Source organism: Nocardia yamanashiensis (assembly GCF_021183565.1).
Lineage (GTDB): Bacteria > Actinomycetota > Actinomycetes > Mycobacteriales > Mycobacteriaceae > Nocardia > Nocardia yamanashiensis.
This window is the reverse complement of record NZ_CP089226.1, coordinates 4,755,530-4,778,263: the sequence shown is the minus strand read 5'-3', so window position 1 is coordinate 4,778,263 and position 22,734 is coordinate 4,755,530. Positions and strand designations below refer to the sequence as shown.

Annotated in this window: 23 protein-coding genes; 13 read left to right on the top strand and 10 right to left on the bottom strand. The window is 68.0% G+C overall.

Annotated elements, in window-relative coordinates:
- Positions 1-15: 15 nt before the first annotated feature.
- The gene (locus tag LTV02_RS22620; RefSeq protein WP_233033619.1) at positions 16-1,827 is read left to right on the top strand and encodes an ABC-F family ATP-binding cassette domain-containing protein; all 1,812 of its coding nucleotides are present in this window, start codon (positions 16-18) and stop codon (positions 1,825-1,827) included.
- Between the two features lie 209 nt (positions 1,828-2,036).
- Here the strand turns inward: LTV02_RS22620 and LTV02_RS22615 are convergent, their stop codons facing one another.
- Positions 2,037-2,942 carry a LysR family transcriptional regulator gene (locus tag LTV02_RS22615; protein ID WP_233033617.1) on the bottom strand — a complete coding sequence of 302 codons (906 nt, stop codon included), beginning with the start codon at positions 2,940-2,942 and terminating at the stop codon, positions 2,037-2,039.
- Positions 2,943-3,012: 70 nt separating this feature from the next.
- On the opposite strand from LTV02_RS22615, the gene dapA reads away from it, so the two are divergent.
- Positions 3,013-3,879 carry a 4-hydroxy-tetrahydrodipicolinate synthase gene (gene dapA, locus LTV02_RS22610; RefSeq protein WP_233033615.1) on the top strand — a complete coding sequence of 289 codons (867 nt, stop codon included), beginning with the start codon at positions 3,013-3,015 and terminating at the stop codon, positions 3,877-3,879.
- Here the strand turns inward: dapA and LTV02_RS22605 are convergent.
- Positions 3,876-4,763 (bottom strand): Abi-alpha family protein, encoded by an 888-nt coding sequence (locus tag LTV02_RS22605; RefSeq protein ID WP_233033613.1) that lies wholly within the window; start codon positions 4,761-4,763, stop codon positions 3,876-3,878. The genes dapA and LTV02_RS22605 overlap by 4 nt on opposite strands.
- The gene (locus LTV02_RS22600; protein ID WP_067710727.1) at positions 4,760-6,082 is read right to left on the bottom strand and encodes a hypothetical protein; all 1,323 of its coding nucleotides are present in this window, start codon (positions 6,080-6,082) and stop codon (positions 4,760-4,762) included. Before LTV02_RS22600 ends, LTV02_RS22605 begins: the two co-directional genes overlap by 4 nt.
- 351 nt (positions 6,083-6,433) lie before the next feature.
- On the opposite strand from LTV02_RS22600, the gene LTV02_RS22595 reads away from it, so the two are divergent.
- Positions 6,434-7,309: an Abi-alpha family protein gene (locus LTV02_RS22595; protein ID WP_067710567.1), complete on the top strand. Its 876-nt coding sequence runs from the start codon at positions 6,434-6,436 to the stop codon at positions 7,307-7,309.
- Positions 7,310-7,447: 138 nt separating this feature from the next.
- Complete coding sequence (locus tag LTV02_RS22590) at positions 7,448-7,972, top strand: nuclear transport factor 2 family protein (protein ID WP_067710568.1); 525 nt, start codon at positions 7,448-7,450, stop codon at positions 7,970-7,972.
- A gap of 3 nt (positions 7,973-7,975) precedes the next feature.
- On the opposite strand, the gene LTV02_RS22585 is transcribed toward LTV02_RS22590, so the two are convergent.
- Together LTV02_RS22585 and LTV02_RS22580 are read right to left on the bottom strand one after the other, a co-directional pair.
- Positions 7,976-9,601, bottom strand: a complete 1,626-nt coding sequence (locus LTV02_RS22585) for a peptide chain release factor 3 (RefSeq protein WP_067710569.1) — start codon at positions 9,599-9,601, stop codon at positions 7,976-7,978.
- 42 nt (positions 9,602-9,643) lie between these two features.
- Positions 9,644-10,198, bottom strand: a complete 555-nt coding sequence (locus LTV02_RS22580; protein WP_233033611.1) for a TetR/AcrR family transcriptional regulator — start codon at positions 10,196-10,198, stop codon at positions 9,644-9,646.
- Positions 10,199-10,292: 94 nt separating this feature from the next.
- Between LTV02_RS22580 and LTV02_RS22575 the strand changes: the two genes are divergently transcribed.
- The 3 genes from LTV02_RS22575 to pth all read left to right on the top strand — a co-directional run bounded on the left by LTV02_RS22575 (position 10,293) and on the right by pth (position 12,473).
- Positions 10,293-10,955: a lysophospholipid acyltransferase family protein gene (locus LTV02_RS22575; RefSeq protein WP_233033608.1), complete on the top strand. Its 663-nt coding sequence runs from the start codon at positions 10,293-10,295 to the stop codon at positions 10,953-10,955.
- Between the two features lie 296 nt (positions 10,956-11,251).
- A complete protein-coding gene (locus LTV02_RS22570; protein ID WP_067710571.1) occupies positions 11,252-11,848 on the top strand; it encodes a 50S ribosomal protein L25/general stress protein Ctc in 597 nt (198 codons plus the stop codon).
- A gap of 43 nt (positions 11,849-11,891) precedes the next feature.
- The gene (gene pth, locus LTV02_RS22565; protein WP_233033606.1) at positions 11,892-12,473 is read left to right on the top strand and encodes an aminoacyl-tRNA hydrolase; all 582 of its coding nucleotides are present in this window, start codon (positions 11,892-11,894) and stop codon (positions 12,471-12,473) included.
- A 48-nt stretch (positions 12,474-12,521) separates the two neighbouring features.
- Here pth and LTV02_RS22560 read toward each other — a convergent pair whose 3' ends face one another.
- Together LTV02_RS22560 and LTV02_RS22555 are read right to left on the bottom strand one after the other, a co-directional pair.
- The gene (locus LTV02_RS22560) at positions 12,522-14,174 is read right to left on the bottom strand and encodes a fatty acyl-AMP ligase (RefSeq protein ID WP_233033598.1); all 1,653 of its coding nucleotides are present in this window, start codon (positions 14,172-14,174) and stop codon (positions 12,522-12,524) included.
- A gap of 96 nt (positions 14,175-14,270) precedes the next feature.
- The gene (locus LTV02_RS22555) at positions 14,271-15,446 is read right to left on the bottom strand and encodes an aminotransferase class V-fold PLP-dependent enzyme (RefSeq protein WP_233033596.1); all 1,176 of its coding nucleotides are present in this window, start codon (positions 15,444-15,446) and stop codon (positions 14,271-14,273) included.
- Between the two features lie 112 nt (positions 15,447-15,558).
- Between LTV02_RS22555 and egtA the strand changes: the two genes are divergently transcribed.
- Genes egtA through LTV02_RS22530 form a run of 6 tightly spaced genes read left to right on the top strand, consistent with a single transcriptional unit; the run spans position 15,559 to position 20,582 of the window.
- A complete protein-coding gene (gene egtA / locus LTV02_RS22550) occupies positions 15,559-16,824 on the top strand; it encodes an ergothioneine biosynthesis glutamate--cysteine ligase EgtA (protein ID WP_233033594.1) in 1,266 nt (421 codons plus the stop codon).
- A complete protein-coding gene (locus LTV02_RS39310; protein WP_269821551.1) occupies positions 16,821-16,955 on the top strand; it encodes a hypothetical protein in 135 nt (44 codons plus the stop codon). Before egtA ends, LTV02_RS39310 begins: the two co-directional genes overlap by 4 nt.
- A complete protein-coding gene (gene egtB, locus LTV02_RS22545) occupies positions 16,952-18,292 on the top strand; it encodes an ergothioneine biosynthesis protein EgtB (RefSeq protein ID WP_233033591.1) in 1,341 nt (446 codons plus the stop codon). Before LTV02_RS39310 ends, egtB begins: the two co-directional genes overlap by 4 nt.
- Positions 18,292-19,170: a class II glutamine amidotransferase gene (locus LTV02_RS22540; protein WP_233033589.1), complete on the top strand. Its 879-nt coding sequence runs from the start codon at positions 18,292-18,294 to the stop codon at positions 19,168-19,170. Before egtB ends, LTV02_RS22540 begins: the two co-directional genes overlap by 1 nt.
- Positions 19,167-20,138 carry an L-histidine N(alpha)-methyltransferase gene (gene egtD / locus LTV02_RS22535; protein ID WP_233033587.1) on the top strand — a complete coding sequence of 324 codons (972 nt, stop codon included), beginning with the start codon at positions 19,167-19,169 and terminating at the stop codon, positions 20,136-20,138. The genes LTV02_RS22540 and egtD overlap by 4 nt, the downstream gene beginning before the upstream one ends.
- A 54-nt stretch (positions 20,139-20,192) precedes the next feature.
- Positions 20,193-20,582 (top strand): hypothetical protein, encoded by a 390-nt coding sequence (locus LTV02_RS22530; RefSeq protein WP_233033584.1) that lies wholly within the window; start codon positions 20,193-20,195, stop codon positions 20,580-20,582.
- 1 nt (position 20,583) lies between these two features.
- Here the strand turns inward: LTV02_RS22530 and LTV02_RS22525 are convergent, their stop codons facing one another.
- The 3 genes from LTV02_RS22525 to LTV02_RS22515 all read right to left on the bottom strand — a co-directional run bounded on the left by LTV02_RS22525 (position 20,584) and on the right by LTV02_RS22515 (position 22,372).
- Positions 20,584-21,222 (bottom strand): DUF2461 domain-containing protein, encoded by a 639-nt coding sequence (locus tag LTV02_RS22525; protein WP_233033582.1) that lies wholly within the window; start codon positions 21,220-21,222, stop codon positions 20,584-20,586.
- Between the two features lies 1 nt (position 21,223).
- On the bottom strand, positions 21,224-21,976 hold the full coding sequence (locus tag LTV02_RS39305; RefSeq protein WP_269821550.1) for a hypothetical protein: 753 nt from the start codon (positions 21,974-21,976) through the stop codon (positions 21,224-21,226).
- 78 nt (positions 21,977-22,054) lie between these two features.
- Positions 22,055-22,372 carry a hypothetical protein gene (locus LTV02_RS22515; protein WP_233033580.1) on the bottom strand — a complete coding sequence of 106 codons (318 nt, stop codon included), beginning with the start codon at positions 22,370-22,372 and terminating at the stop codon, positions 22,055-22,057.
- Positions 22,373-22,734: the final 362 nt, after the last annotated feature.

Below are 22,734 nucleotides of genomic sequence, written 5' to 3'. Positions count from 1 at the left end.
CGACACAGAGGACCCATGGCCAACCTCATCAACCTGGAACAAGTCAACAAGAGCTTCGGCATCAAGCCGCTGCTCGACAATGTCTCCCTCGGAGTTCAGGAGGGGGAACGCATCGGTGTCGTGGGTCTGAACGGTGGCGGCAAGACCACCCTGCTCGAGGTGCTGACCGGGATCGAGGAGCCGGACAGCGGCCGGGTGAGCAAGCGCTCCGACGTGCGCATGGCCGTGGTCACCCAGCGCGGCGTGCTGCCCGAGGGCGCGACCGTCGGCGAGGTGGTGCTCGCGGGTCTGGCCGAAGACCAGATGACCGATGGCGTGGCCGAGCACGAGTGGGCCTCCAACACCCGCATCCGTTCGGTCGTCGAGGGCATCGGCATCGCCGACCTCGGTATGGACACCCCGGTCGCCAACCTCTCCGGTGGTGAACGCCGCCGCACCGCGCTGGCCGCCGCCCTGGTCCGCGATCTCGATCTGCTGGTCCTCGACGAGCCCACCAACCACCTGGATGTCGAAGGCGTCCAATGGCTGGCCGAGCATCTCGTCTCCCGCCGCAGCGCCCTCATCGTCGTCACCCACGACCGCTGGTTCCTCGACACCGTGGCCACCCGCACCTGGGAAGTGCAGGGCGGCGCCGTCGAAACCTACGAGGGCGGCTACAACGACTGGATCTTCGCGCGCGCCGAACGCGTTCGCCAGGCCGACGCCACCGAGGCCCGCCGCCGCAATCTGGCCCGCAAGGAACTCGCCTGGCTGCGCCGCGGCGCTCCCGCCCGCACCTCGAAGCCGCGCTATCGCGTGGAGGCCGCCGAGGCCCTGATCGCCGACGTTCCCGCGCCGCGCGACAGCGTCGAACTCGCCTCCTTCGCCCGGAAGCGCCTGGGCCGCGTCGTGATCGAACTCGAGGACGCCACCCTCGCCACCCCCGACGGCCGCGAATTGGTCGGCGACCTCACCTGGCGGCTGGCCCCCGGCGAACGCGTCGGCCTGGTCGGCGTGAACGGCTCCGGCAAGACCACGCTGCTGCGCGCGCTCGCGGGCGAGCAGGAACTGAAGTCCGGCAAGCGAATCCAAGGCCAAACCGTCAAGATCGGCTGGCTGCGCCAGGAACTCGACGACCTCCCCCTGGACATGCGCGTCCTGGAAGCGGTGCAGGACGTCGCCATGCGAACCATGCTCGGCGACAAGGAGATCAGCGCCGGCCAGCTGGCCGAACGCCTCGGCTTCACCCCCGCCAAACAGCGCACCCCCGTCGGCGACCTGTCCGGCGGCGAACGCCGCCGCCTGCAATTGACCCGAATCCTGATGAGCGAACCCAATGTTCTGCTTCTCGACGAGCCCACCAACGACCTGGACATCGACACCCTCCAGCAGCTGGAAGACATGCTCGACGGCTGGCCCGGCACCATGGTCGTCATCTCCCACGACCGCTACCTCATCGAACGAGTCTGCGACACCACTTGGGCCCTCTTCGGCGACGGCAAACTCACCAACCTCCCCGGCGGCATCGAGGAATACCTGAAGAAGCGCGCCGCCCTCGCCGTCGGCAAAACCGCCCCCGCCAAACCCGCCGCCGCCCCCGCCTCGGCATCGAATACCGCCGCCCCCGCAACGGATTCGGCCGCCTACCGCGCCGCTCGCAAGGAACTCGCCAAACTCGAGCGCTCCTTGGAAAAGCTCACCGACCGCGAAGCCAAACTCCACACCGCCCTGGCCGAAGCCGCCACCGACCCCGACAAACTGGTCACCCTCGGTGCCGAACTCAAGCAAGTCCAATCCGAAAAGGAAGCCACCGAAGAACGCTGGCTAGAACTAGCCGACAACGCCTGACCAATCCGAAACACCACCCCGGGAAACCCTTCCCACCATGATCAACGGCACATGAGTGCGGTGACACGCCGACAGGCCCCAACACTCATGTGCCACTCATCCGGATCTCTCCGTTCGAAATGGCGACAACGGCCGGAACGACGCCGGAAGGCGAGGGAACGGCCATTGCTGGGGGACCACAGCCGGGGACGGCAGGCGAGGCGACTCCACTAATCTCGTGCGCTCGCGTTGCCGAACTGCGCTGCGGCGGAATGAAGTCCAGCGCTCACCGCCGCGAAGGCCGGCTGGTTCCGGCTGCCGCGCCGGTAGGCGATGCGCGTGCGCCGGCCGATCGGGAGCGGAGTGAGCACCACTCCCTCGGGCACATCGATCGCAGCGAGCTGTGGCACCACCGCCACCCCACCCCCGGCGGCGACGAGGCGCAGCACGGTGGCGAAGTCGTCGATGCGATGCGCGATGCGCGGCTCGAAACCCTGTGAGTGGCAGGTGCGCATGGCCATCGAATGGCAGAGGGTGCCGTGATTGCCGACGATCCAGCGGCTTTCGGCGTGGCTGCGGATCACCTGGTCCCCCGGCACGTCCGGGGGCGTGTCGGAGGCCAGGTACACCACTTCGTCCAGGAGCGGTTCGAGTTCGATGCCGGAGCCCATGGCGGAGGGAACGTTGTCGTACTCGTGCACCAGAGCCATATCGAGCCGGTCGCTGCGTAGGAGGTCCGGTACCTCGGCGGGGTCGACCTCGGTGACCGTCAGCTCCAGATCCTTTTCGGTGCGGCCGATTTCCAGGAGTGCGGGCAGCACGATCGTGGGGAGGGCGGTGGGGAACGCGCCCAGGCGGATCGAGCCGGACAGGGCGGTCCCGGCCACCAGCGCCGCTTCGGCTCGTTCCAGTTCGGCGAGCACGGCTTCGGTGTGCTCGACCAGCAGCGTCCCGGCCGGGGTGAGCGTGACCCGGCGTCCGGTGCGGGTCAGCAGCGCCCGGCCCGCCTCGCGTTCGAGGGCCGCGATCTGCTGTGACACCGCGGAAGGGGTGTAGGACAGCGCTTCCGCGACCGCCGCGATGGTGCCGCGATGGGCGAGTTCGCGGAGCAGCCGGAGTTTGCGGATGTCGAGCATCAGTTCAGCTTACGGATGGCATCGAAAAGAGTAACTGGATCTTCACTAGCGAGCCGCCCAGACTTGGCCCATGACCTTCCACCCCACCGGCATTTTCGCCCCGCTGATCACCCCCTTCACCGACAGCGGCGAACTCGCCACCGCCGACCTGGAACGCCTCGCGCACAGCGTGATCGAAGCGGGCGCGGCCGGACTGGTCGCCCTGGGCACCACCGCCGAGGCCGCCGCCCTCACCGCCGAGGAGCGCCGCGAAGTGGTGCGTATCTGCGGAAAGGTCTGCCGGGAACACGATCTCCCGCTGCTCGTGGGCGCGGGGTCCAACGACACCGCCGGCACCGTGCGGGCGCTCACCGCACTGGCCGCCGAAGCCGAGGTGACGGCCGCCCTGACGGTGGTCCCGTACTACACCCGTCCCTCCGAAGCCGGCATCGTCGCGCACTTCGAATACGCCGCCGACCACGGCCCACTTCCCTTGGTGCTCTACAACGTTCCCTATCGCACCGGCCGCGTCCTGGGCTGGGAGGCCATCGTCCGGCTGGCGGCGCACCCGCGCATCGTGGGCATCAAACAGGCCGTCGGCTCCGTGGACGCCGACACCGCTCAGCTCTTCGCGCACCTCGGGGACGCCTCGTTCTCGGTGCTCGCGGGCGAGGACACGCTGGTCTCACCACTACTGGCGATGGGCGCCGCGGGCGGCATCCTGGCCACCGCGAACATCTTCCCGGCCGAGCTCGCCGAACTGCACCGGCTGTGGCGCGACGGCGATGTTCCGGCCGCGCGCGAACTCGGCAATCGCCTGGTGGCCCCCGCGGAAGCCCTTTTCGCCGAACCCAATCCGACCGTGATCAAAGCCGTACTACACGCACAGGGCCGCATCTCGACCCCGAACGTACGGCTGCCGCTGCTCCCCGCCGCGGTTCCGGAACTGTTCCGCTAGCCGTGCTGTTCGAGCTGCTGATCCAGCACCGGCACCGGCAGGCAGGTGCGGACGAAACCGGCGCCGAAAGAGGTCAATTCGACGGTGCGATACAGCACCTTGGTCCCGAAACTGGTGCGCTTCAACAGCTTGCGCACCTCGGGCAGCGCCTCCAGCAGCTGATACCGGTTCGGATTGCCGAGCGGTTCACGCGAGACGTCGATCAGCCCGAGCCGATCCAGATTGGTCAGGTACTCCTCGACCCGGTTCGGGTAGCGCAGCCCCGCGTCCTCGCCGAGCAGCGTGAATTCGGCTCTGCCGGAAGTACGTCCGGTTCGCACCGCCAGCGCGGGCTGCGGACCGTCGAGGTAGAGGAAACGCACGATGCGCGCTTCGTCGGGCGCCAGCTCACCGAGAATCCGCGCGTAGGCCGGATGACAGGAGTCGTCCTCCTCGTGGAAATCCGCCGAGCGGCGCAGCAATTCGGCCCCGCGCGCCCGCAGTGCGGTGGCGGGGGAGTGCCCGGCCTCGCCCACCGGCTCGGCCGCCCCGAGATCGGGGACGGCGGGAGCGGGCACGCCCAGCGCCTGCCGCACCGAATGGCGTACCTGCGCACCGGCTTCGGAGAGAATCTCGCGCGGCGCCTGCCCCGCCATACTGCCGCGCAGCACCACCGAGGTGACCCCGAGCGCCGTGCTCAGACTCCATACGCTCGCCTCGACCGCGGCCGACACGGCCACGCGCACAACGCTGGTGGTGGCCCGGACCGGCCCCGCCGACGGCGCGCGCGGTTCCACCGGCACCGGCAGCTGCGCGCTGGCGCGCAGCACGATCTCGGTGGAGGTGTCCGCGCCGTCCACGCCGAAATCCGCGGGATCGTCCTCGCCCGAGCCGGATTCGCTCATACCCATGTGGTAGCCACTCCCGTTCCGAAGATCAGGAGATGAGCGTATCCGGCCAGCAGCCCCAGCGCGCCGCCATGGACGAACAAAAGCCATTCGTCTTGTTTGATGGCCGAACGCAGCATGTCCACGAACTCGGGCGGGGGCAGCGCCGACATTTGTTTGGCGATGTACTCCTGAACCTGCTTACCCTGCTTGACATTGAAGGCCGGGTCCGCGAACGCGACGGGCGCGATCTGCATGGTCTCGGAGGTGATGCTGGCCTGCAGCGAGTCGTACTCGCGGCTGCCGAGCGCGAACTTCACCACCGAACGCGCCGGTCCCAGCGCCCGGTCGGCCGCCGGTTTGAGGGTGTCCTCGAGCATCTGCATGGTGCGGTCGGAGCGCGGGCCGTTGAGCAGTTCGTCGCCGATATTGGCGAACGTCATGACCTCGCTGGCCACCAGATCGGCATAGCCCTCGGTGATCTCCCCCTGCCGCTTGATGAGCAGCCCCTGCCGCCACGGGCACCACCACTTCGGATAGGCCGGGGCGAAGATCATATTGATGCCGATCCAGTTCACCACCCAGCCGATGATCACCCCGCCCAGCGGCAGCACCAGCAGCGCCGACCAGCCGGTCAGGTGCAGGATGGCGACCAGCACCAGGCCCATGGGCGCGCCGAAGTAGAACCCGAAGTTCTGCATGAACCGCAGTTCCTTGGCCCCCAGCACCTGGAACACCGAGTTCAGCATCTGCGGGCGGGCCTGGAAATAGCGAATGACCATCGACTTGACGTCGAGCAGCTGATCGATGTTGTTGCCGAGTTCGTCGGTGAGTTCGCGCAGAATGCTCGGCAGTTGCTCGCGCACCCGGGCGTGCACCATCTCGCGCACGCCATTGGGCAGGTTGTACCAAAGTTGCGGATGTTCGCGTTTCAAGATCTCTTCGACGATGTCGCGGATCTGAAGTTCTGCAATTTCGGTCAAATGTTCAGCAAGCTTGTCGGGTTCCAGTTCCCGATAGAAGTCGCCGACATTCCCGAGTTTCGCCAGCCCTTTGTCGACGGCGATGGACGCCATCTTGTCCGCGCGTGACGGAACGATCCCCTGCCAGCCCATTCGCCCGTCGTACTGCAGTAGCGGCAGCACCTGAATCCGCTTGGGCAAGTAGGGAAACAGCGCCGCCAGACCGGGCATCCGGAAACCGTGGAACGCGATCGGCTTGAACAGCATGAGCACGCCGGTCCAGTTGGTGATGTAACCGATCACACCGGTGAACAAGGGGATCGTGATCAATTCCAGCAGAATTGTCGGATGAACTCCGAAAACACTCTCTAGCACGACACCCTCCTGCCGACCCGCACACCGGAACCGCCGCCGGCGCATCAACCCCATCGGCCGATTCGGACCTTACTGGTTCTTTAGGAATCGAGTCCAGTGACGGAGTGTCTGGGTCGGAGATCTCGGTCACAGTGTCGGGCCCCGATGTTCCCTACCTCAGATGAGACCACGAGAATGGCCCTGACCACATCCATATCGCCTGTGCTTTGGGGGTGTTGGGGGTCATGGTCGGCGGGGTACGCCGGACATGAAGGCGGTAGCCTTCGCATGGTTCGCCAGGTTCGGGGTGCCTGGGGGTCCCGCGACGGCAATAATCTGTGAACGATCTAGTTCACCTGGCGATATTCGGAGATGGACGTGGCAGACGACAGGACCGGCGAAGTGGTCCGTCCGGGTTCCCGTGCCGTGGAACGCAGTGCCGATGTGGAGCAGCGGGCTATCAGTAACGAGGCCAGACTGATTCGCGGGGTGTTCCGGGCGGCGGGTCTCGCCGCCGGTACCGCGGTGCGCGGTAGTCAATGGGCGGTCGGAACCAGCCTCGAGATCACCAAACAACTGACCCAGGCCGCGCTCGACGGGGAATCATCGCAGGATATCGCCGAACGCACGGGCAATGCGCTGCGTTCGATCGCGCGCAGCGCGCTGGGCGTGACCGAGGGGTCGGTCCGCGAGATCGTCAGCTACGTGCCGACTCCCATGGGCGCGCCGCCGCCGTCGATCAATGGCGGGCTGGTGCGGTCCGGGAGCGGGGACGAACTGCGCCGTCGCGGGGACGCGCTGCTGGCGCGGTCCGCGGACGTGTATTTCACCGAGGACGTGCACCCGGCCTACGACCGGATTCTCGATCAGCTCGCCCCCGATGAGGCGCGCATCCTGCGGTTCATGGCCTTGAACGGGCCGCAGCCGTCGGTGGATGTGCGAACCAATCGGCCGCTCGGCATCGGTTCGGAACTGGTCCAGGGCGATCTGACTTCGGTGCCCGAGCAGGCGGGAGTCCGGTATCCGGACCGGGCGCGGCACTATCTGATCAACCTGAGCCGGCTCGGGCTGACCATGACCTCCGAGGATCCGGTGGTGCTGTCGCGCTACATGGTGCTCGAGGTGCAGCCGGTGGTGGAGACCGCCCTGAAGAAGGCCGGCCGGGTCCCCAAGATCGTCCGAAAGAGCCTGCGGCTGACCGAGTTCGGCGAGGATTTCTGCAACACCTGCTTCAGCATCGGCAACTGAGCGGATCCGGATCCGGCGGGGGGCTCGTGGGGATCGGGCCCTCGAACCCCCTTCCGTACGTGGCGCTCTGATAGCAATCCGGTACAGATCTGCCGCAATCGGCGAAGGTTCCGCATCCCTGATGGGATTGTGGGAGGTATGGACTCCGAGGCCGTCGCCGCTATCAGCCGGTTGAAGTTCCGGTACCTCCGCGCCCTGGACACCAAGGCGTGGGAGGAGTTCGCGGACACGATGATCCCGGAGGCCACCGCTACCTACAGCGAATACCTCCAGTTCGAATCGCGCGATGCCTTCCTCGCCTTCATGCGCAATACGCTCGGCCCGCACGTGATCACCGAACACCGCTGTGACCACCCGGAAATCGATGTGGACGGGGATACTGCCACCGGGACCTGGTATCTGGCCGACACCGTGCTCATTCCGGGCCACAATATGCTGCTGCGCGGCGCGGCCTTCTATTCCGACCAGTACGTACGTTGCGAAGACGGCAAATGGCGGATCGCGCACACCGGATACGAGCGCACCTACGAGGTGGTGCTGTCGCTGTCGGATCTGCCCAGCCTGCGCCTGACCTCCAGCCGCTGGGGCCTGATCGCCCGCGATCCGGCGGACGCCCCGCGCACCGAACCATCCAATCCGGATGGCTCGGGAACGCTCGGCTGAGCCTTATTCGGTTCCGGCGACCAGCAATTCGAGGGTCAGCTCCGGCATCTCCTTGGCGATGTACTGCAACCGCCACTTGTCCGAGAACAGCGCCAGCAGCACCCCGTCGGTCCGGGTGAACACCTCGACGCCGCGCTGGCGATGCAATTCCTCCGCCGACGCGGCATCGGTCTTGCGGGCCAGCTGGTACGGCAGATTGTCCAGCTGCGTCTCGACGTTGTACTCGCCCAGCATGCGGGCGGTCATCACCTCGAACTGCATGGGACCGACGGCCGCCAGCACCGGCGAGGCGTCGCCGCGCACGTCGTTGCGCAGCACCTGCACCACGCCCTCGGAATCGAGCTGGTCGATGGCCTTGCGGAACTGCTTGTACTTGCCCGCCGACTGGGCGCGCAGCACCGCGAAATGCTCGGGCGCGAAGGACGGGATCGGCGGGAATTCCACCTTCTTGTCCACGTACAGCGTGTGCCCGGGCGCGAGCGCGGTGGCGTTCACCAGACCCACCACGTCACCCGGGTAAGCGGTGTCGACGGTGGTGCGCTCGCGGCCGAACACGGTGAGCGCGTACTTGGTGGCGAACGGCCGCCCGGTCTGCGCGTGCGTCACCACCATCCCGCGCTCGAATTCGCCGGACACGATGCGCATGAAGGCCAGCCGGTCGCGGTGCGCGGTGTCCATCCCGGCCTGCACCTTGAAGATGACGGCGCTGAAGGGCTGCGTGGTCTCGCGCGGATTGCCGTTCACGTCCTTGCGGGCGCGCGGCGGCGGCGCGAGTTCGACGAGCGTGTCGAGGAGCTGGCGCACACCGAAATTCAGCATGGCCGAGGCGTAGATGACCGGCGAGGTGTGCCCGGCCAGGAACAGTTCCTGATCGTGGTCCTGACCGGCGGCGGAGAGCAGTTCGCTCTCCTCGGCGGCATTGAGCCAGACGTCGCCTTCGCGCTCGGCGGCCTGCTCGGGCGTGTAGTGCTCCTCGGGCGCGATGGTCGCGCCGCCCGCGGTCCGGGTGAAGTGGATGTACTCGGTGGGCGCGCCCTCTTCGCCGCGGCGCAGCAGGCCCCGGAAGTCGCCCGCGATGCCGACCGGCAGGAACAGCGGGGTGGGGGTGAGGCCGATCCGCTCGATGATCTCGTCGAGCAGTTCCAGCGGCGCCTGACCCGGGCGGTCCCACTTGTTGATGACGGTGATGACCGGGATGCCGCGATCGCGCGCGACCTGGAAGAGCTTGAGCGTCTGCGGTTCCAGGCCCTTGGCGGCGTCGATCAGCATGACCGCGGCGTCGACCGCGGTGAGCACCCGGTAGGTGTCCTCGGAGAAGTCGGAGTGGCCGGGGGTGTCGACCAGGTTGATCACGCAGTCGCCGTATTCGAACTGCAGCGCGGTGGAGGAGACCGAGATGCCGCGCGCCTTCTCCATTTCCATCCAGTCCGAGACGGTGGCCTTGCGGCCCGCCTTGCCGTGGATGGCGCCCGCCTCGGAAATCATCTTGGCGTGCAACGCCAGCGCTTCGGTGAGCGTGGATTTACCGGCGTCCGGATGCGAGATGACCGCGAAGGTGCGCCGCCGTGCCGCCTCGTCGGCCAGCCGCCCGGAAGACGATGCGGGCGCGCTGGAGGTCGGGGAACTCACGGGGGACTCCTTTTGTGCGGACGAGGCAACCGGTCCAGGGTACTAGGCCAGATGTTTCGCGACCGCCCCGGCCACCAGGCGTCCGGGGTCCGCGCCCGGGGCGACGGCCTCGATACTGCGGTTGACCACCACGGTCGCGATGCCGTGCAGGTTGGTCCACAGGTTGAGCGCGCGCTCGCCGGTGGGGTCGTCGGCGCAGGCGGCGACGAGCTCGCGCCACCAGCGGAACATGGGGAGCGTGGTGGTGCGGCGCAGGTCCGCGCCCGCGCCTTCGAGGAGGTCGTGGCGGAACATGAGGGTGAACATCTCGGGGCGCTCGACGGCGAAATCGAGGTAGGCTCGGCAGGCGCGTTCCACCCGTTCGATGGCCGTATTCCCTTGCGCCGCTTCGAGTCTGGACTTCAGATCGGCGTAGCCGCGCACCGCGACGGCGGCCAGCAGCGCATTGTGGGTGGGGAAGTAGCGGCGGGGCGCGCCGTGCGAGACGCCGGTTTCGCGGGCGATGGCGCGCAGGCCGAGTTGTCCCGCGCCCACCTGCTCGAGCAGGTCGACGCCGGCGCTGACCAATCGTTCGCGCAGTGGTTCCTCGACTCCCATGCCGGTCATTCTCATCGCAACCTCCCCGAAAGTGTTGTAGACACTGTCTATCCGATGGTAGACAGTGTCTACAAGCTCATCCGGGGAGGTAATCATGTGGTACTGGCTGTTGAAACACGTGCTGGTGGGTCCGCTGCTGCGGCTGGTCGGGCGGCCGAAGGTCGAAGGGCTGCACCATGTTCCGAAGGACGGGCCGGTGATCATCGCGGCCAACCATCTGGCGGTGGTCGATTCGCTCTACCTGTGCCTGGTGCTGGATCGGCCGGTCACCTTCATCGCCAAGCAGGAGTACTTCACCGGTGAAGGCGTGCGCGGCCGGATCAATCGCTGGGTGATGAAAGCGACCGGTCAGGTTCCCGTCGATCGCACCGGCGGCACCGCCGGATCCGCTTCCCTCGCCGCGGCCACCCGCATTCTCGAAGGCGGCGGCATCTGGGGGATTCATCCCGAAGGCACGCGCTCGCCCGACGGCCGTATCTATAGGGGCCGCACCGGTGTCATCCGGGTCGCGATGGAAACCGGCGCTCCCGTCGTACCGGTCGTCCTCTCCGGAACCGACAAGGTCAACCCGCGCAATCGCAAACTCCTGCGCTTCGCGAAGGTCCGAGTCTCCTTCGGCCGCCCCCGCTACTTCCTCCCCGCGGACCAGCAGGGGGTGCGCACCGCCACCGACGAACTCATGGCCGAACTGGTCCGCCGCTCCGGCCGCCCCTACGTCGATTGCTACGCCGCCTCTTTCAAGAGATCCGCCGCATAGCGGACGTACCGACCCGGGACGGGGGTTCGGGGGCCGCCCCCGAATCCCCTAATTCTTTCGGGGGGCCGGGGGCGGAGCCCCCCGCTGCAAAGAGGGAATTTCTGCATGTTAGAGTTCTCAGGTTGTCTCGGCGAGGGTGTGGCACTAGCTGCCCACCGTGATCGACGCGGCTCGGCCACTTCAGCCGTCCCCGTTCGTTCTTCGCCGATGACGAAGCAGACGAACACAGTCAGGGTGCACCGTCCCCTGGCGACAGCTGACATTACAGCCCGGACGAGCCGTAGGAGTAGACAATCATGTCCGACGCCAGCCTTCTCGCAGCCTCTGTACGCACCGAGTTCGGCAAGGGCGCTGCCCGCCGCACCCGTCGTGACGGCAATGTGCCCGCCGTGCTCTACGGCCACAACGAAGAGCCGCAGCACCTGTCGATCAACGCGCGCGATTTCGCCGCCATCCTGCGTGAGCACGGCACCAACGCCGTGCTGAACCTGGACATCGCGGGCAAGAAGCAGCTGGCGCTGACCAAGTCGGTCGTCGTGCACCCGATCCGCCGCTACATCGAGCACGCCGATCTGCTGATCGTGCGTCGTGGCGAGAAGGTCACCGCCGACGTGCACGTCGCCCTGACCGGCGATGCCGCCTCCGGCACCCTGGTCACCCAGGAGACCACCACCCTCTCCATCGAGGCCGAGGCTCTGCACATCCCCGAGTCCATCGAGGTTTCGATCGAGGGCGCCGAGGCCGGCACCCAGATCCTCGCCGGCTCCATCGCGCTGCCGAAGGGCGTCACCCTGGCCGGCGATGCCGAGGCCCTGATCGTCAACATCATCGCCGCCCCGGCCGCCGCCGCCGAGGAAGAGGCCGAGGCTCCCGCCGAGGAAGCCGCCGAGTAATTCCGTCTCCCAACGGTTTCCGGACTGAGGCGACAGCTGTCCTATGACTGAGGCAACGGCCGGGCCCGCGCTCGTGGTCGGACTGGGTAATCCCGGACCCGAGTACGAGCGCACCCGGCACAATGTCGGTTTCATGGTCGCCGATGTGCTCGCGGAGCGCGTCGGCGGCCGTTTCGGTGTGCACAAGAAGTCCGGTGCGGACCTCTTGGAAGCGCGCCTGGACGGTCGCAAGGTGCTGCTGGCCAAGCCGCGCACCTATATGAACCTCTCCGGCCGCCCGGTCGCCGGGCTGGCGAAGTTCTTCAATGTGCCCGCGTCCGACATCATCGTCGTGCACGACGAGCTGGATCTGCCCTTCGGCGCGGTCCGGCTCAAGCTGGGCGGCGGCGAGGGCGGGCACAATGGCCTGCGCTCCATTTCGCAGGCCATCACCACCAAGGATTATCTGCGGGTCCGCTTCGGCATCGGCCGTCCGCCGGGCCGGCAGGATCCCGCCGATTACGTGCTCAAGCCCTTCTCCGCGCCGGAGCGCAAGGAAGTCCCGGTCATCGTCGAGCAGGCCGCCGACGCCGTGGAATTGCTGCTCCGCGTCGGCTTGGAAGCCGCGCAGAACCAATTGCACTGAGCGCCCCCGCCTCTCCGCGACTTCAGCGCGCGGCTGAGTGTCGCGAAATCAGTTGTCACGTAAGGCCGTTGCCGTCGCGGAGCGACGGAGTTTGCCCGACGAGGTTTTCGGGAGCGCGCCGGGGCCGAGCACGGTCACGCTGCGCGGGCGTACTCCCACTTCCGAGAACACCGCGTGCACGATCTCGTGCTCGATGCGTTTGACCTCGTCCGGGTTCTGGTGGTCGTTGGATTCCACCACCACCGCGAAACTTTCGCGTTTCTGGCCCGCGTCCAGGCGCACGGCGACGGCATTGCCGGGGCGAACTCCCTTGACGCGCAAGGCCGCTCGCTCGATATCGGTGGGATAGATATTGCGGCCGCCCATGATGATGACGTCTTTGACGCGCCCGCAGACCACCACCAGCCCGTCCTCGGTGAAATAGCCGATATCGCCGGTGTCGAGCCAGCCGTCGGCGTCCTGTGCCGGGCGGAAGCCCGCGGTGGTGACATAGCCGGAAGTCACCGCGGGGCCGCGCAATTCGATCAGGCCCACGCTGCGCACCGGGAGCGGTTGCCGGTCGGCGTCCACCACCCGGCCCTCCAGATTGTCGACCAGATAGCCGAGGGTGGGCAGTCGCCGGATGCCGCCGTGGTGGTGTTCGGGATGCCGGACCGGGACCGCTTTGCCGAGCGCTTCCAGCAGGTCGGCGTCCACCACGTCCAGGACCTGGCCCAGCCCTGGATCCGGGATGGACACCGCCAGGGTGGTTTCGGCCATGCCGTACACCGGGGTGAGCGCCATGGGATTGAGCCCGAACCGTTTTCCGGCGTCGGCGAGCGCGTCCATGGTGTCGGCGTCCACCGGTTCCGCGCCGTTCCACATGTAGCGCACACTGCTCAGATCCACCGCGCCGTCGGGGGCGTTGCGCAACCGGCGCGCGAGCAGCGAATACGCGAAATTCGGTGCGGCGGTGACGGTGCCGCGATATTTCGAGATCAGTTCCGCCCACAGGATGGGCCGGGCCAGGAAGTCCAGGGGCGTCACGCACACCACTTCCGCGCCGAATTGCATGGGGACGCTGAGGAATCCGACCATGCCCATATCGTGGAAGAGCGGCAGCCAGCTCACCATGACGTCGTCGTCCAGCTGGAATTTCACGCGGTCGAACATGGCGTAGGCATTGACGAAGAAATTGCCGTGCGTGATGCGGACCGCTTTCGGTGAACCGGTCGATCCGGAAGTCAACTGCTGCAGGGCGATATCGGATTCGCCGGTGGGCAGCGGGTCGATGGGTTCACCCGCCCGCATGGCGCCGATGGTCACCACATTGATGCCGCGTTCGCGCAGCAGCGGCTCGGCGATCTCGAACGGCGCGCCCAGGATCACCGCGCGCGCTTCGATCATGTTCAGCACGGTTTCGGTGTCGTGGGCCCACATCTGGAGATCGGTGCGCGGAGTGGGCTGATGCAGCATGGTGATCGACGCGCCGCGCATCCAGACCGCCTGGCAGGCGGGCGCGATATCGACTGGCATACCGGCCAGTACGCCGACGGCGTCGCCCCGCCCGATGCCCGCCGCGGCCAGTCCGCCCGCCATTGCCCGTGCGATGCCGTGGATTTCGCCCCAGGTCTGCCGGAGTGGTGCGTCCGGCTCGCCGGTCACCAAGCCGCGCGCAGAGTGCTGGGCCGTCGCGTACATCTCGTCGGTGAACCGGCTCATGGTCCAACTCCCTCAACGCAGATTCCGGCCGGGATATCTCTAACTATCCCGCTGCCGGCGGACCCTGTTAACCGTTTCGGGGAGGTCGGTACGTGTTCAGGCGGTGAGATTCGTGAGAACTCCGGCGAATCGGTCGAGATCCTCGAAGCTCACGAAGCAGTGCGGGGAGGCGCGGACCACCGAGCCGAGCCCGCGATCGGTCATGTCCAGCAGCGTGGAACCGCGATGGCTGACCGTCACCGTGATCGATTCGCCCGCCAGGCGGTCGCGCACCGCGATCGGTTCCAGCCCGTCCACGGTGAACGACACGATGCCCGCGTGCTGGGTGCCGCGATCCCGCACGGTGACGCCGGAGATCTCCTGCAGGGTCTTGCGCAGGTACTCCGCGCGCTCGGCGATGGCCGCGTACACCGCGGCGGGGCCGAGGTCGAGCAGATAGCGCACTGCCGCCCCGAGACCGAGCCGGGCCGCCACATCGCATTCCCAGAACTCGAAACGACCGGCGTCGGGGGCCAGGGTGTACTCGTCCGGACCGGTCCAGGCGGCGCTGTGCAGGTCCAGCCGGCCCGGTTCCATGGTGGCGGCCAGCTCGGGCCGGACGTACAGGAAACCGGTGCCGCGCGGCCCGCGCAGCCATTTGCGGCCGGTGGCCGAGAGCGCGTCCACCTCCAGTTCGGCCACGTCCAGGGGTAGCTGACCGGCGGACTGGCAGGCGTCCAGCAGTACCAGCGCGCCCACCCCGTGCGCGATGCGGGCCGCCTCGGCGACCGGGTTCACCAGGCCGCCGTTGGTCGGAACATGCACCAGCGACACGATTTTCACGCGTTCGTCGAGCATGCCCGCCAGCGCGTCGAGATCCAGCTGCCCGCTGCCGTCGCTGGGGATGGCCTCCACCACCGCGCCGCTGTGCCGGGCGCGCTGCAGGGCGGCGATGGCATTGCTGGCGTAGTCGGCGCCGGAGATCAGGATCCGGTCGCCGGGGCCCAGCGGAATCGAGTAGAAGAAGTCGGTCCAGGACCGGCTGGCGCTGTCGCTCAGCGCGATGGCTTCGGGCCCGGCATTGATCAGTTCACCGATGGCTACCTTGACGCCGTGCAGGTCCTCCAGGCGCTCGCTGGCGGCCCGGTAACCGCCGATCTCGGCCTCGCGGCGCAGGTGGGCGACGGTGGTGTCGACGACGATCCGCGGGGGCAGGGAGGAACCGGCGCTGTCCAGGAACACCTGGTTCTCGCAGCCCGGGGTATCGGCGCGCAACCGCGCGATGTTCACCATGGAATCGACCATAACGGGTGGTGTGTTCTCCAAAACGTCAGATTTGTTGTCGGAGTCCGTCGCTACCCTGGTTTGGGTCGGCTGACCGCCGGCCCGAGGAGTGGAGGTTGGCATGGCAGTGACGGTGATGCCCGAATCCCGCACCGAACAGTCGCCCGATGTCGGGTTCTCCTCCCGCGCGGCCGCCGAGGCGTATATCGGCGGCGTCTGCTTCAAGGTGGGCCCACCGAGCCTGATCGGGGCCGAACTGGAATGGCTCACCGCCCAGGGTGGGAGTTCGGTATCGGATCCGCGTCCGGACCTGACTGTGCTGGCGGACGCGCTGGGAATCCATACGCCACAGTCCATCTCGCCCGATTCCCCGGCCGTGGCGCTGCCGGGTGGCAGTCGGGTGACCATCGAACCGGGTGGTCAGATCGAATTATCCAGCGCCCCTTTCGCCTCCGCCGCCGAGCTCGCCGCGAGTCTGCGCGCCGATGCCTCCCGCCTGCGGGAGTTGCTCGAATCCCGGGGCATTCGAACCTTTTCCGCCGCCGCCGACGCGAGTCGGACCGCGCAGCGTGTGCTGCGGCTACCGCGCTATCGCGCCATGGAACGGTCCTTCGCCGGTATCGGGCCGTTCGGCGCGCTCATGATGTGCAATACCGCCGCCACCCAGGTCAGCGTGGACGCCGGGGCCGATGCCGCCGAAGTGGCGGCGCGCTGGACCCTGCTCTACAGCGTCGGACCGGCGCTGCTGGCCGGTTTCGCCTGCTCACCGGTGCTGGCGGGCGCGCCGCCGGGGGAGTGGGCCTCGCAGCGCATGCGGGCCTGGATGCGGCTCGATCCGCTGCGCACCCGGCCCTCCGTACAGGATTGGGCCGATCCGATCGCGGGGTACGCGCACTGGGCCCTGGACGTTCCGCTGCTGTGCGTGCGCTGCGACCAGGACGTGGACTGGACGGCTCCGCCGGGCGCCACCTTCGCGGACTGGTTGTGCGGTGCGCTGGACGACGAACTCGGCCGCCGGCCCACCCGCGCCGACCTCGACTACCACCTGACCACGCTGTTTCCGCCGGTCCGGGCCTCGGGGCACCTCGAGGTCCGCTACCTGGACGCGCAGCCGGGCGACACCTGGACGGTGCCGATCCACGTCTTCGACGCGCTGTTGTCTCGCCCGGAGCTCGTCGCCGAGGCGACCACCCTGGCCAAGCCCACCGCCGACCGATGGACCGACGCGGCTCGATACGGCCTGGCCGATCCCGAATTGCGCGCCGCCGCGGTGGATCTGTTCGACCTGGCCGCCGCGCACGCCGAAACCGAAACGGCGGCAGCCGAACTGACCGCCGCGGCGGAGCGATGTCGCAGTGGCCGCACCCCGACCGAGGACCACTCGTGATCGGCACCCGCACCGCGCCACCGCGCCACCGTCAGGCCGGGCTGCCCGCGCCGGGCCGTCCCGCGCCGCGCCGCCGTGCCGAGGATGCCGCCGTCCCGACCTCGATGACCGAATTCGGAGTTCTCTCATGACCATTCACCTCCCGGGCGCGGATCGCGCCGAGACCGAACAGCTCCGCACCAAGATCGCCGACACCCTGGATCGCGCCCGCCGCCGCACCGCCGGTCTCACCGAGTGCGTGGACGAAGCCGAACTGGTGGCCCAGCATTCGCGGATCATGAGCCCGCTGGTGTGGGATCTCGCGCATATCGGCAATCAGGAAGAGCTGTGGCTGGTGCGGGATGTCGGCGGCCGGGAACCCGTGCGCGCTGATATCGATCACCTCTACGACGCCTTCAAGCACGCGCGCGCGGATCGCCCCGCGCTGCCGCTGCTGAACCCGGTGGAGGCGCGCACCTATGTGGGCACCGTCCGCGACAAGGTGCTGGATGTGCTGGAGCACAGTCCGTTACGCGGCGATGAGCTGGTGAACCGCGGGTTCGCCTTCGGCATGATCGCCCAGCACGAGCAGCAGCACGACGAAACCATGCTGGCCACGCATCAGCTCCGCACCGGCGAGGCGGTGCTGTCGGCGCCCGCCCCGCCGCCGTCCCGGGTGCACGTCTCCGGCGAGGTGATCATCCCCGCGGGCGAATTCGTCATGGGCACCGACACCGACCCGTGGGCCCTGGACAACGAACGCCCCGCGCACCCGGTCCACGTGCCCGCCTTCGCCATCGACGCGGCGCCGATCACCAACGAGCAGTACCTGGCCTTCCTCGCCGACGGCGGCTACGACCGCCCCGAACTCTGGTCCGAGCGCGGCTGGGCGCACCGCCTCGAAGCGAACCTCACCGCCCCGCAATTCTGGGAGCGGGACGCGGGCGGCCAGTGGTGGCGGCGGGTTTTCGGCACCATGCAGCCGGTCCGCCCGCATCAGCCGGTGGTGCACGTCTGCTGGTTCGAAGCCGAGGCCTACGCCAATTGGGCGGGCAAGCGCCTGCCCACCGAAGCCGAATGGGAGAAGGCCGCCCGCTTCGACCCCGCGTCGGGCCGCACCCGCCGCTACCCCTGGGGCGACGCCGATCCCACCGCGGCCACCGCCAATCTCGGCCAGCGCCACCTGGAACCGTCCGACATCGGCGCGTATCCGGAAGGCGCTTCCCCGTCCGGCGTGCACCACCTCATCGGCGACGTCTGGGAGTGGACCGCTTCGGGTTTCGACCCCTACCCCGGTTTCCGCGCCTTCCCCTACGCCGAATACTCCGATGTCTTCTTCGGCGGCGACTACAAGATGCTGCGCGGCGGTTCCTTCGCCGCCGATCAGGTGGCGGTCCGCGGCACCTTCCGCAATTGGGATCACCCCATCCGCCGCCAGATCTTCTCCGGCTTCCGCTTGGCCAGAGACCTACGCCCGGACGAATACTGATGTGCCGTCACCTGGCCTACCTGGGCCCGCCGACAGCGGTCGGCGAACTGCTCACCCGCGGCACGCATTCCCTGCGTACCCAGTCCTGGGCGCCGCGTGAAATGCGGGATGGCGGCACCATCAATGCCGACGGTTTCGGCGTCGCCTGGTGGCTGCCCGCCGATGCGGCGCCCGCCGACCACGGCGCCGGCGTCACCTGGCACGGCGGCGCGACCGGCGATCCCCGCGATACCGCGGTGGATCGCGCGGCGACGGTGAGCCGCTACCGCAATGCCGCGCCGATCTGGACCGATCCGGCGGTCGAGGAAGTGCTGCCGCAACTTCGATCCACCGCCGTACTGGCGGCGATTCGATCGGCGACGGTCGGCATGCCGGTCGAACGTGGCGCCTGTGCGCCGTTCACGCACGGCCACTGGGCTTTCAGCCACAACGGGGCGATTCCGGATTGGCGCCGGACCCTGACCGATGTCGCGGCGCAATTCGGTGCGCCGTCGCTGCTGGAGGCGGAATCGCTCACCGATTCCGCCACGCTGTGGGTGATCCTGCACGGCCTGCTCACCCGCGCGGACGCGCCGGAATCGGCAGCCGGGGAGACGACACCGGGAACCGTGCTGCGGGAAGTGGTTCGGGCGGTGCTGGCTCGGTCGCCGCAGGCGCGATTGAACTTATTGCTGGGGGATGGGGAAACGGTGTGGGCCACAACGTGGCACCACTCTTTGGCGGTGCTGGTCACCGATGAATTCGCGGTGGTGGCCTCGGAGCCGTATGACGACGATGCCCGCTGGCGGTCCCTTGCGGACCGGCAGCTGGTGGTCGTCCGGCCAGGGTCGCTGACCGTCGAATCGCTCGAAACCGATGACGAAAGGGCTGGTTCATGACCTCGGCGACGCTGGAGATTCATCTGACCGACGACGATATGACCGCGGCGCTGCGGGCCGATGTGCGCCAGGGACTGAGCGCTTCGCCGAAATCGTTGCCGCCGAAGTGGTTCTACGATGCTCGGGGCAGCGAACTGTTCGAGCAGATCACCGAACTGCCGGAGTACTACCCGACCCGGACCGAGCGGGCGCTGCTGGAGCGGGTGGTCGGGCAGATCGCGCGGATCGCGCAGGCCGAGGTGCTGGTGGAGCTGGGGGCGGGGTCGGCGGCCAAGACGCGGCTGCTGCTCGAGGCGCTCACCGCCGAAGGGCCGTTGAAGAAGTATGTGCCGCAGGATGTTTCGGTGGCGGCGCTGACCGCTTCGGCGGACGAGGTGGCGGCGGAGTTCCCGGGGCTGAGCGTGCACGGGGTGGTCAGCGACTTCACGGCCACGCTGGAGAACCTGCCGCGCGGCGGGCGGCGCATGATCGCGTTCCTGGGCGGGACCATCGGGAATCTGGTGCCGCAGGAGCGGGCCGAGTTCCTGGGCGGGATTCACCAGGTGCTGGAGCCGGGGGAACAGTTGCTGCTGGGTGCGGGGCTGGTGATCGACCCGGCGGTGCTGGTGCCGGCCTACGACGATGCGGCCGGCGTGACCGCGGAGTTCAATCGCAATGTGCTGCATGTGCTCAACGCGCGGCTGGGCGCGGACTTCGATCCGGAACGCTTCCGGCACATCGCACTATGGGATGCCGAGAACGAGTGGATCGAGATGCGGCTGGAGGCGACGGCCGATATGACCGTGCGCATTCCGGAGCTCGACATGACCGTGGAGTTCGCGGCGGGCGAGCAGATGCGCACCGAGATCTCCGCGAAGTTTCAGCGTGCGGGACTCGAATCCGAGTTGCGCGCAGCGGGTTTCGCGACCGAGCGGGTGTGGACCGATCCGGATGAGCGGTTCGCGCTTTTGCTGGCCGAGCGCCGGTAGTAAACCGGCAATTCCGGCGGTGGTTGACCTGTCCCCGATCTAGGATCGGGGACAGTGAAGCCGTGGGAGATTTTCGGCCTCGTCCTCGGAGTCGCCGCCTTTTGCGTAGCTCTGCCGTCGTTGCTGGGCTGGCGCCGGGCCCGGTTGTGGCTGGTGGCGGGTTTGCTGCTGCTCGCCGGCGCGGGTGCGCTGCTGTTGCTCCCGCTCCCGCATCCGGCCGGTGATGTGGACTGCGGTTCGGTGGTCGCGCCCCGGCACGAATGGACCGGACCCGCCATCTGCCGCGATCCCGGCTGCACCGGACCCGACTTCGTGGTCCCGTGCCGCCGGAATCGCCTGGCGCGCACCCAGGTTGCCGCGCTGATCGCGGCGAGCGCCCTGATGACGATCGGGCTCAGCGTCCGGTCCATCCGGCGCGAAGCGCGCGAGGACGGACCGGACTGAGCTACTTCTGCTCGGTGACCGCCGCCAGCCAATCGTTGAGCGGCCGCAGTTTTTCCCACGCTTTCCGGATCTCGTCCCGGGCGCGCGGCGTGGTCAGCCATTTCGGCGCGCCGAATTGCTTTCCGGCGGTGAGGGATTTGTGCCGCAGCAAATCGATGCGCGGATGGTCGAGCTCGTAACCCTTGGGTTTGGTCTTGAGCTTGTCGCCGCCGATCTCGTAGCCGGCCGAGATCAGCCGCGCCAGTATGCCCTCCAGCTCCGGCCCGCGCACGTCATCGGCGATGGCGATGCGCAGCGCCGCCAGCTGGGCGGGCGGCGCGGCGTAGATCCCGCCCGCCACGAACAGCCCGGCCGCGCTGATCTGCACGTACCAGCCGCCGAACTGCGCGGTGTGCACGATCGCGCCCTGATGGTTCTTGTACGGCGTCTTGTCCGCCGCGAACCGCACGTCCCGGTACGGCCGGAAGATCTTGGCCGTGCCGAAATCGCTTTCCAGTTCGGCGGCAAGGGCTTTCATCGGGTCCCGGACCGACTCCTCCCAGACCTTCTTGTTGGCATTCCAGAAGGCCTTGGAATTGTCGGCTTCCAAGTCCTCGTAGAAATCGAGCCCGGCGAGCGGGAATCCGTCGAATCGCGTCATATCAGCTGTCGGTCGGGATCATTCCGCTGTCGATGATCAAGAAACCGATCACCAAACCCAGCACCATGCACACGCCCGCCGCGATGGCCGCCCACTTGCCCAGCGCCTCGCCCTTGTTGTGGCCGACGATGCCGAGCACGATGCCGGCGATGCCGAACCCCGGCGGGCAGAAGATCAATGCGATGGCGGCGCAGATGAATCCGATGATGGAGAACACCTGCGGGCCGGTGTGCTGCTGCGGCGGCTGGCCGTAGGGCTGATAGCCCTGGCCGTACGGCTGCTGACCGTAGGGCTGCTGCGGATAGGCCGGGAATCCACCCGGCTGCCCCGCCGCGCCCGGCTGCTGCCCGTATCCCTGCTGTCCGTATCCCGGTTGTGGATAACCCCCGGGCTGGGAACCCATGGGCGGGTAGCCGTACTGACCGCCCGCCGGATACCCCTGCTGCTGTCCGCCCGGCGGAGGCGGGGGAGTGCTGCCCGGGTACGGCGGATACCCCGCATCGGGCGCCGCGCCGGGCCGGTAGTGCATGGTGATGTCGTCCTGCGGCTGCGGGATACCCGGAACGGGTTCGGCACGCGGGCCCGGCGCGGATTCGGAGCCAGGCGTGGACGTGGTGCCCGGTGTGGGTTCGGAGCCCGTGGCGGCTTCGGAGCTCGGCGCCGGTGCGGATTCGGCGGCCTCGGGGGCGTCCTTCTTCTTGAAGAGCTCACCCGAGCCGGAGTCGGATTGCGGTTCATTCGGCGGCGTGCTCATGTCGCGCCCTCCTCGATGTGGTGTGAACAGCCCCCCATGGTTATCACAGCCGGGCGCCCGAAACGAAACAGTGGAGCCTCAGTCGCCGGGTTCGTCGATGATGTCCATGGCGGCGACCTCGGCGGGCCGGTCGTCCTCGGACCGGTACTCCTCGCGCCGCCGGCGCCGGGTCCATTCCTGATCGAGTTCCTCGCCGATGCCCAACCGGCCGTCGTCGTCGCTCTCGCGATTGCGGATCACCAGATCCTCGGGCGGGTCGGTGATGTACCGCTCGTACTCGCGAACCTCATCGGCCTGATCATCGTCACCCAGGTCGTAGTCGAGGTCCTCGACGTCGTCGGTGTCGAAGACCTCGTCCATCAACTGGTCCTCGTCATCGTTGCGCCGGTCGTCCATACGGCCTCACCTCTCCGCGCATCAGCGCACCAGTAGCAAACCGCCGAGTTCGCGCTCAACGCTACCGCCGCGCCCCGGCACAGGTGTCGATTGGCACCCGCTCGATACCAAAGTGCCCGGTGAGCAGAAAACGAAAACGCCCGCCGTGCCTTGGCGGCACGGCGGGCGTGAGGATCGGGTAGAGGGAGGGTCGAAGCGCCGCGCGAGGTCTGGAGCCGAGCGCCGCCGTGGGAGGCCCGTGGTGGTGGGGCAGTGCCGCGGCGATGTGCCCGGTGCGGAGGCGTTCCTCCTCCACCACACAACGAAGCGCCGCCGTACCTACTGGCACGGCGGCGCTGTCGATCTGGGGGTTCGGGGGCGTA

Excerpts from the sequence above, each read along its gene's own strand:
- LTV02_RS22580 (WP_233033611.1), bottom strand. The coding sequence starts at position 10,198 with ATGGGAGTCGAGGAACCACTGCGCGAACGATTGGTCAGCGCCGGCGTC.
- LTV02_RS22555 (WP_233033596.1), bottom strand. The coding sequence starts at position 15,446 with ATGGTGAACATCGCGCGGTTGCGCGCCGATACCCCGGGCTGCGAGAAC.
- LTV02_RS22620 (WP_233033619.1), top strand. The coding sequence starts at position 16 with ATGGCCAACCTCATCAACCTGGAACAAGTCAACAAGAGCTTCGGCATC.
- LTV02_RS22515 (WP_233033580.1), bottom strand. The coding sequence starts at position 22,372 with ATGGACGACCGGCGCAACGATGACGAGGACCAGTTGATGGACGAGGTC.
- LTV02_RS22570 (WP_067710571.1), top strand. The coding sequence starts at position 11,252 with ATGTCCGACGCCAGCCTTCTCGCAGCCTCTGTACGCACCGAGTTCGGC.
- dapA (WP_233033615.1), top strand. The coding sequence starts at position 3,013 with ATGACCTTCCACCCCACCGGCATTTTCGCCCCGCTGATCACCCCCTTC.
- egtA (WP_233033594.1), top strand. The coding sequence starts at position 15,559 with ATGGCAGTGACGGTGATGCCCGAATCCCGCACCGAACAGTCGCCCGAT.
- LTV02_RS22605 (WP_233033613.1), bottom strand. The coding sequence starts at position 4,763 with ATGAGCGAATCCGGCTCGGGCGAGGACGATCCCGCGGATTTCGGCGTG.
- LTV02_RS22575 (WP_233033608.1), top strand. The coding sequence starts at position 10,293 with ATGTGGTACTGGCTGTTGAAACACGTGCTGGTGGGTCCGCTGCTGCGG.
- LTV02_RS22525 (WP_233033582.1), bottom strand. The coding sequence starts at position 21,222 with ATGACGCGATTCGACGGATTCCCGCTCGCCGGGCTCGATTTCTACGAG.
- LTV02_RS22595 (WP_067710567.1), top strand. The coding sequence starts at position 6,434 with ATGGACGTGGCAGACGACAGGACCGGCGAAGTGGTCCGTCCGGGTTCC.
- LTV02_RS22560 (WP_233033598.1), bottom strand. The coding sequence starts at position 14,174 with ATGAGCCGGTTCACCGACGAGATGTACGCGACGGCCCAGCACTCTGCG.
- pth (WP_233033606.1), top strand. The coding sequence starts at position 11,892 with ATGACTGAGGCAACGGCCGGGCCCGCGCTCGTGGTCGGACTGGGTAAT.
- LTV02_RS22590 (WP_067710568.1), top strand. The coding sequence starts at position 7,448 with ATGGACTCCGAGGCCGTCGCCGCTATCAGCCGGTTGAAGTTCCGGTAC.
- egtD (WP_233033587.1), top strand. The coding sequence starts at position 19,167 with ATGACCTCGGCGACGCTGGAGATTCATCTGACCGACGACGATATGACC.
- LTV02_RS22540 (WP_233033589.1), top strand. The coding sequence starts at position 18,292 with ATGTGCCGTCACCTGGCCTACCTGGGCCCGCCGACAGCGGTCGGCGAA.
- LTV02_RS39305 (WP_269821550.1), bottom strand. The coding sequence starts at position 21,976 with ATGAGCACGCCGCCGAATGAACCGCAATCCGACTCCGGCTCGGGTGAG.
- egtB (WP_233033591.1), top strand. The coding sequence starts at position 16,952 with ATGACCATTCACCTCCCGGGCGCGGATCGCGCCGAGACCGAACAGCTC.
- LTV02_RS22615 (WP_233033617.1), bottom strand. The coding sequence starts at position 2,942 with ATGCTCGACATCCGCAAACTCCGGCTGCTCCGCGAACTCGCCCATCGC.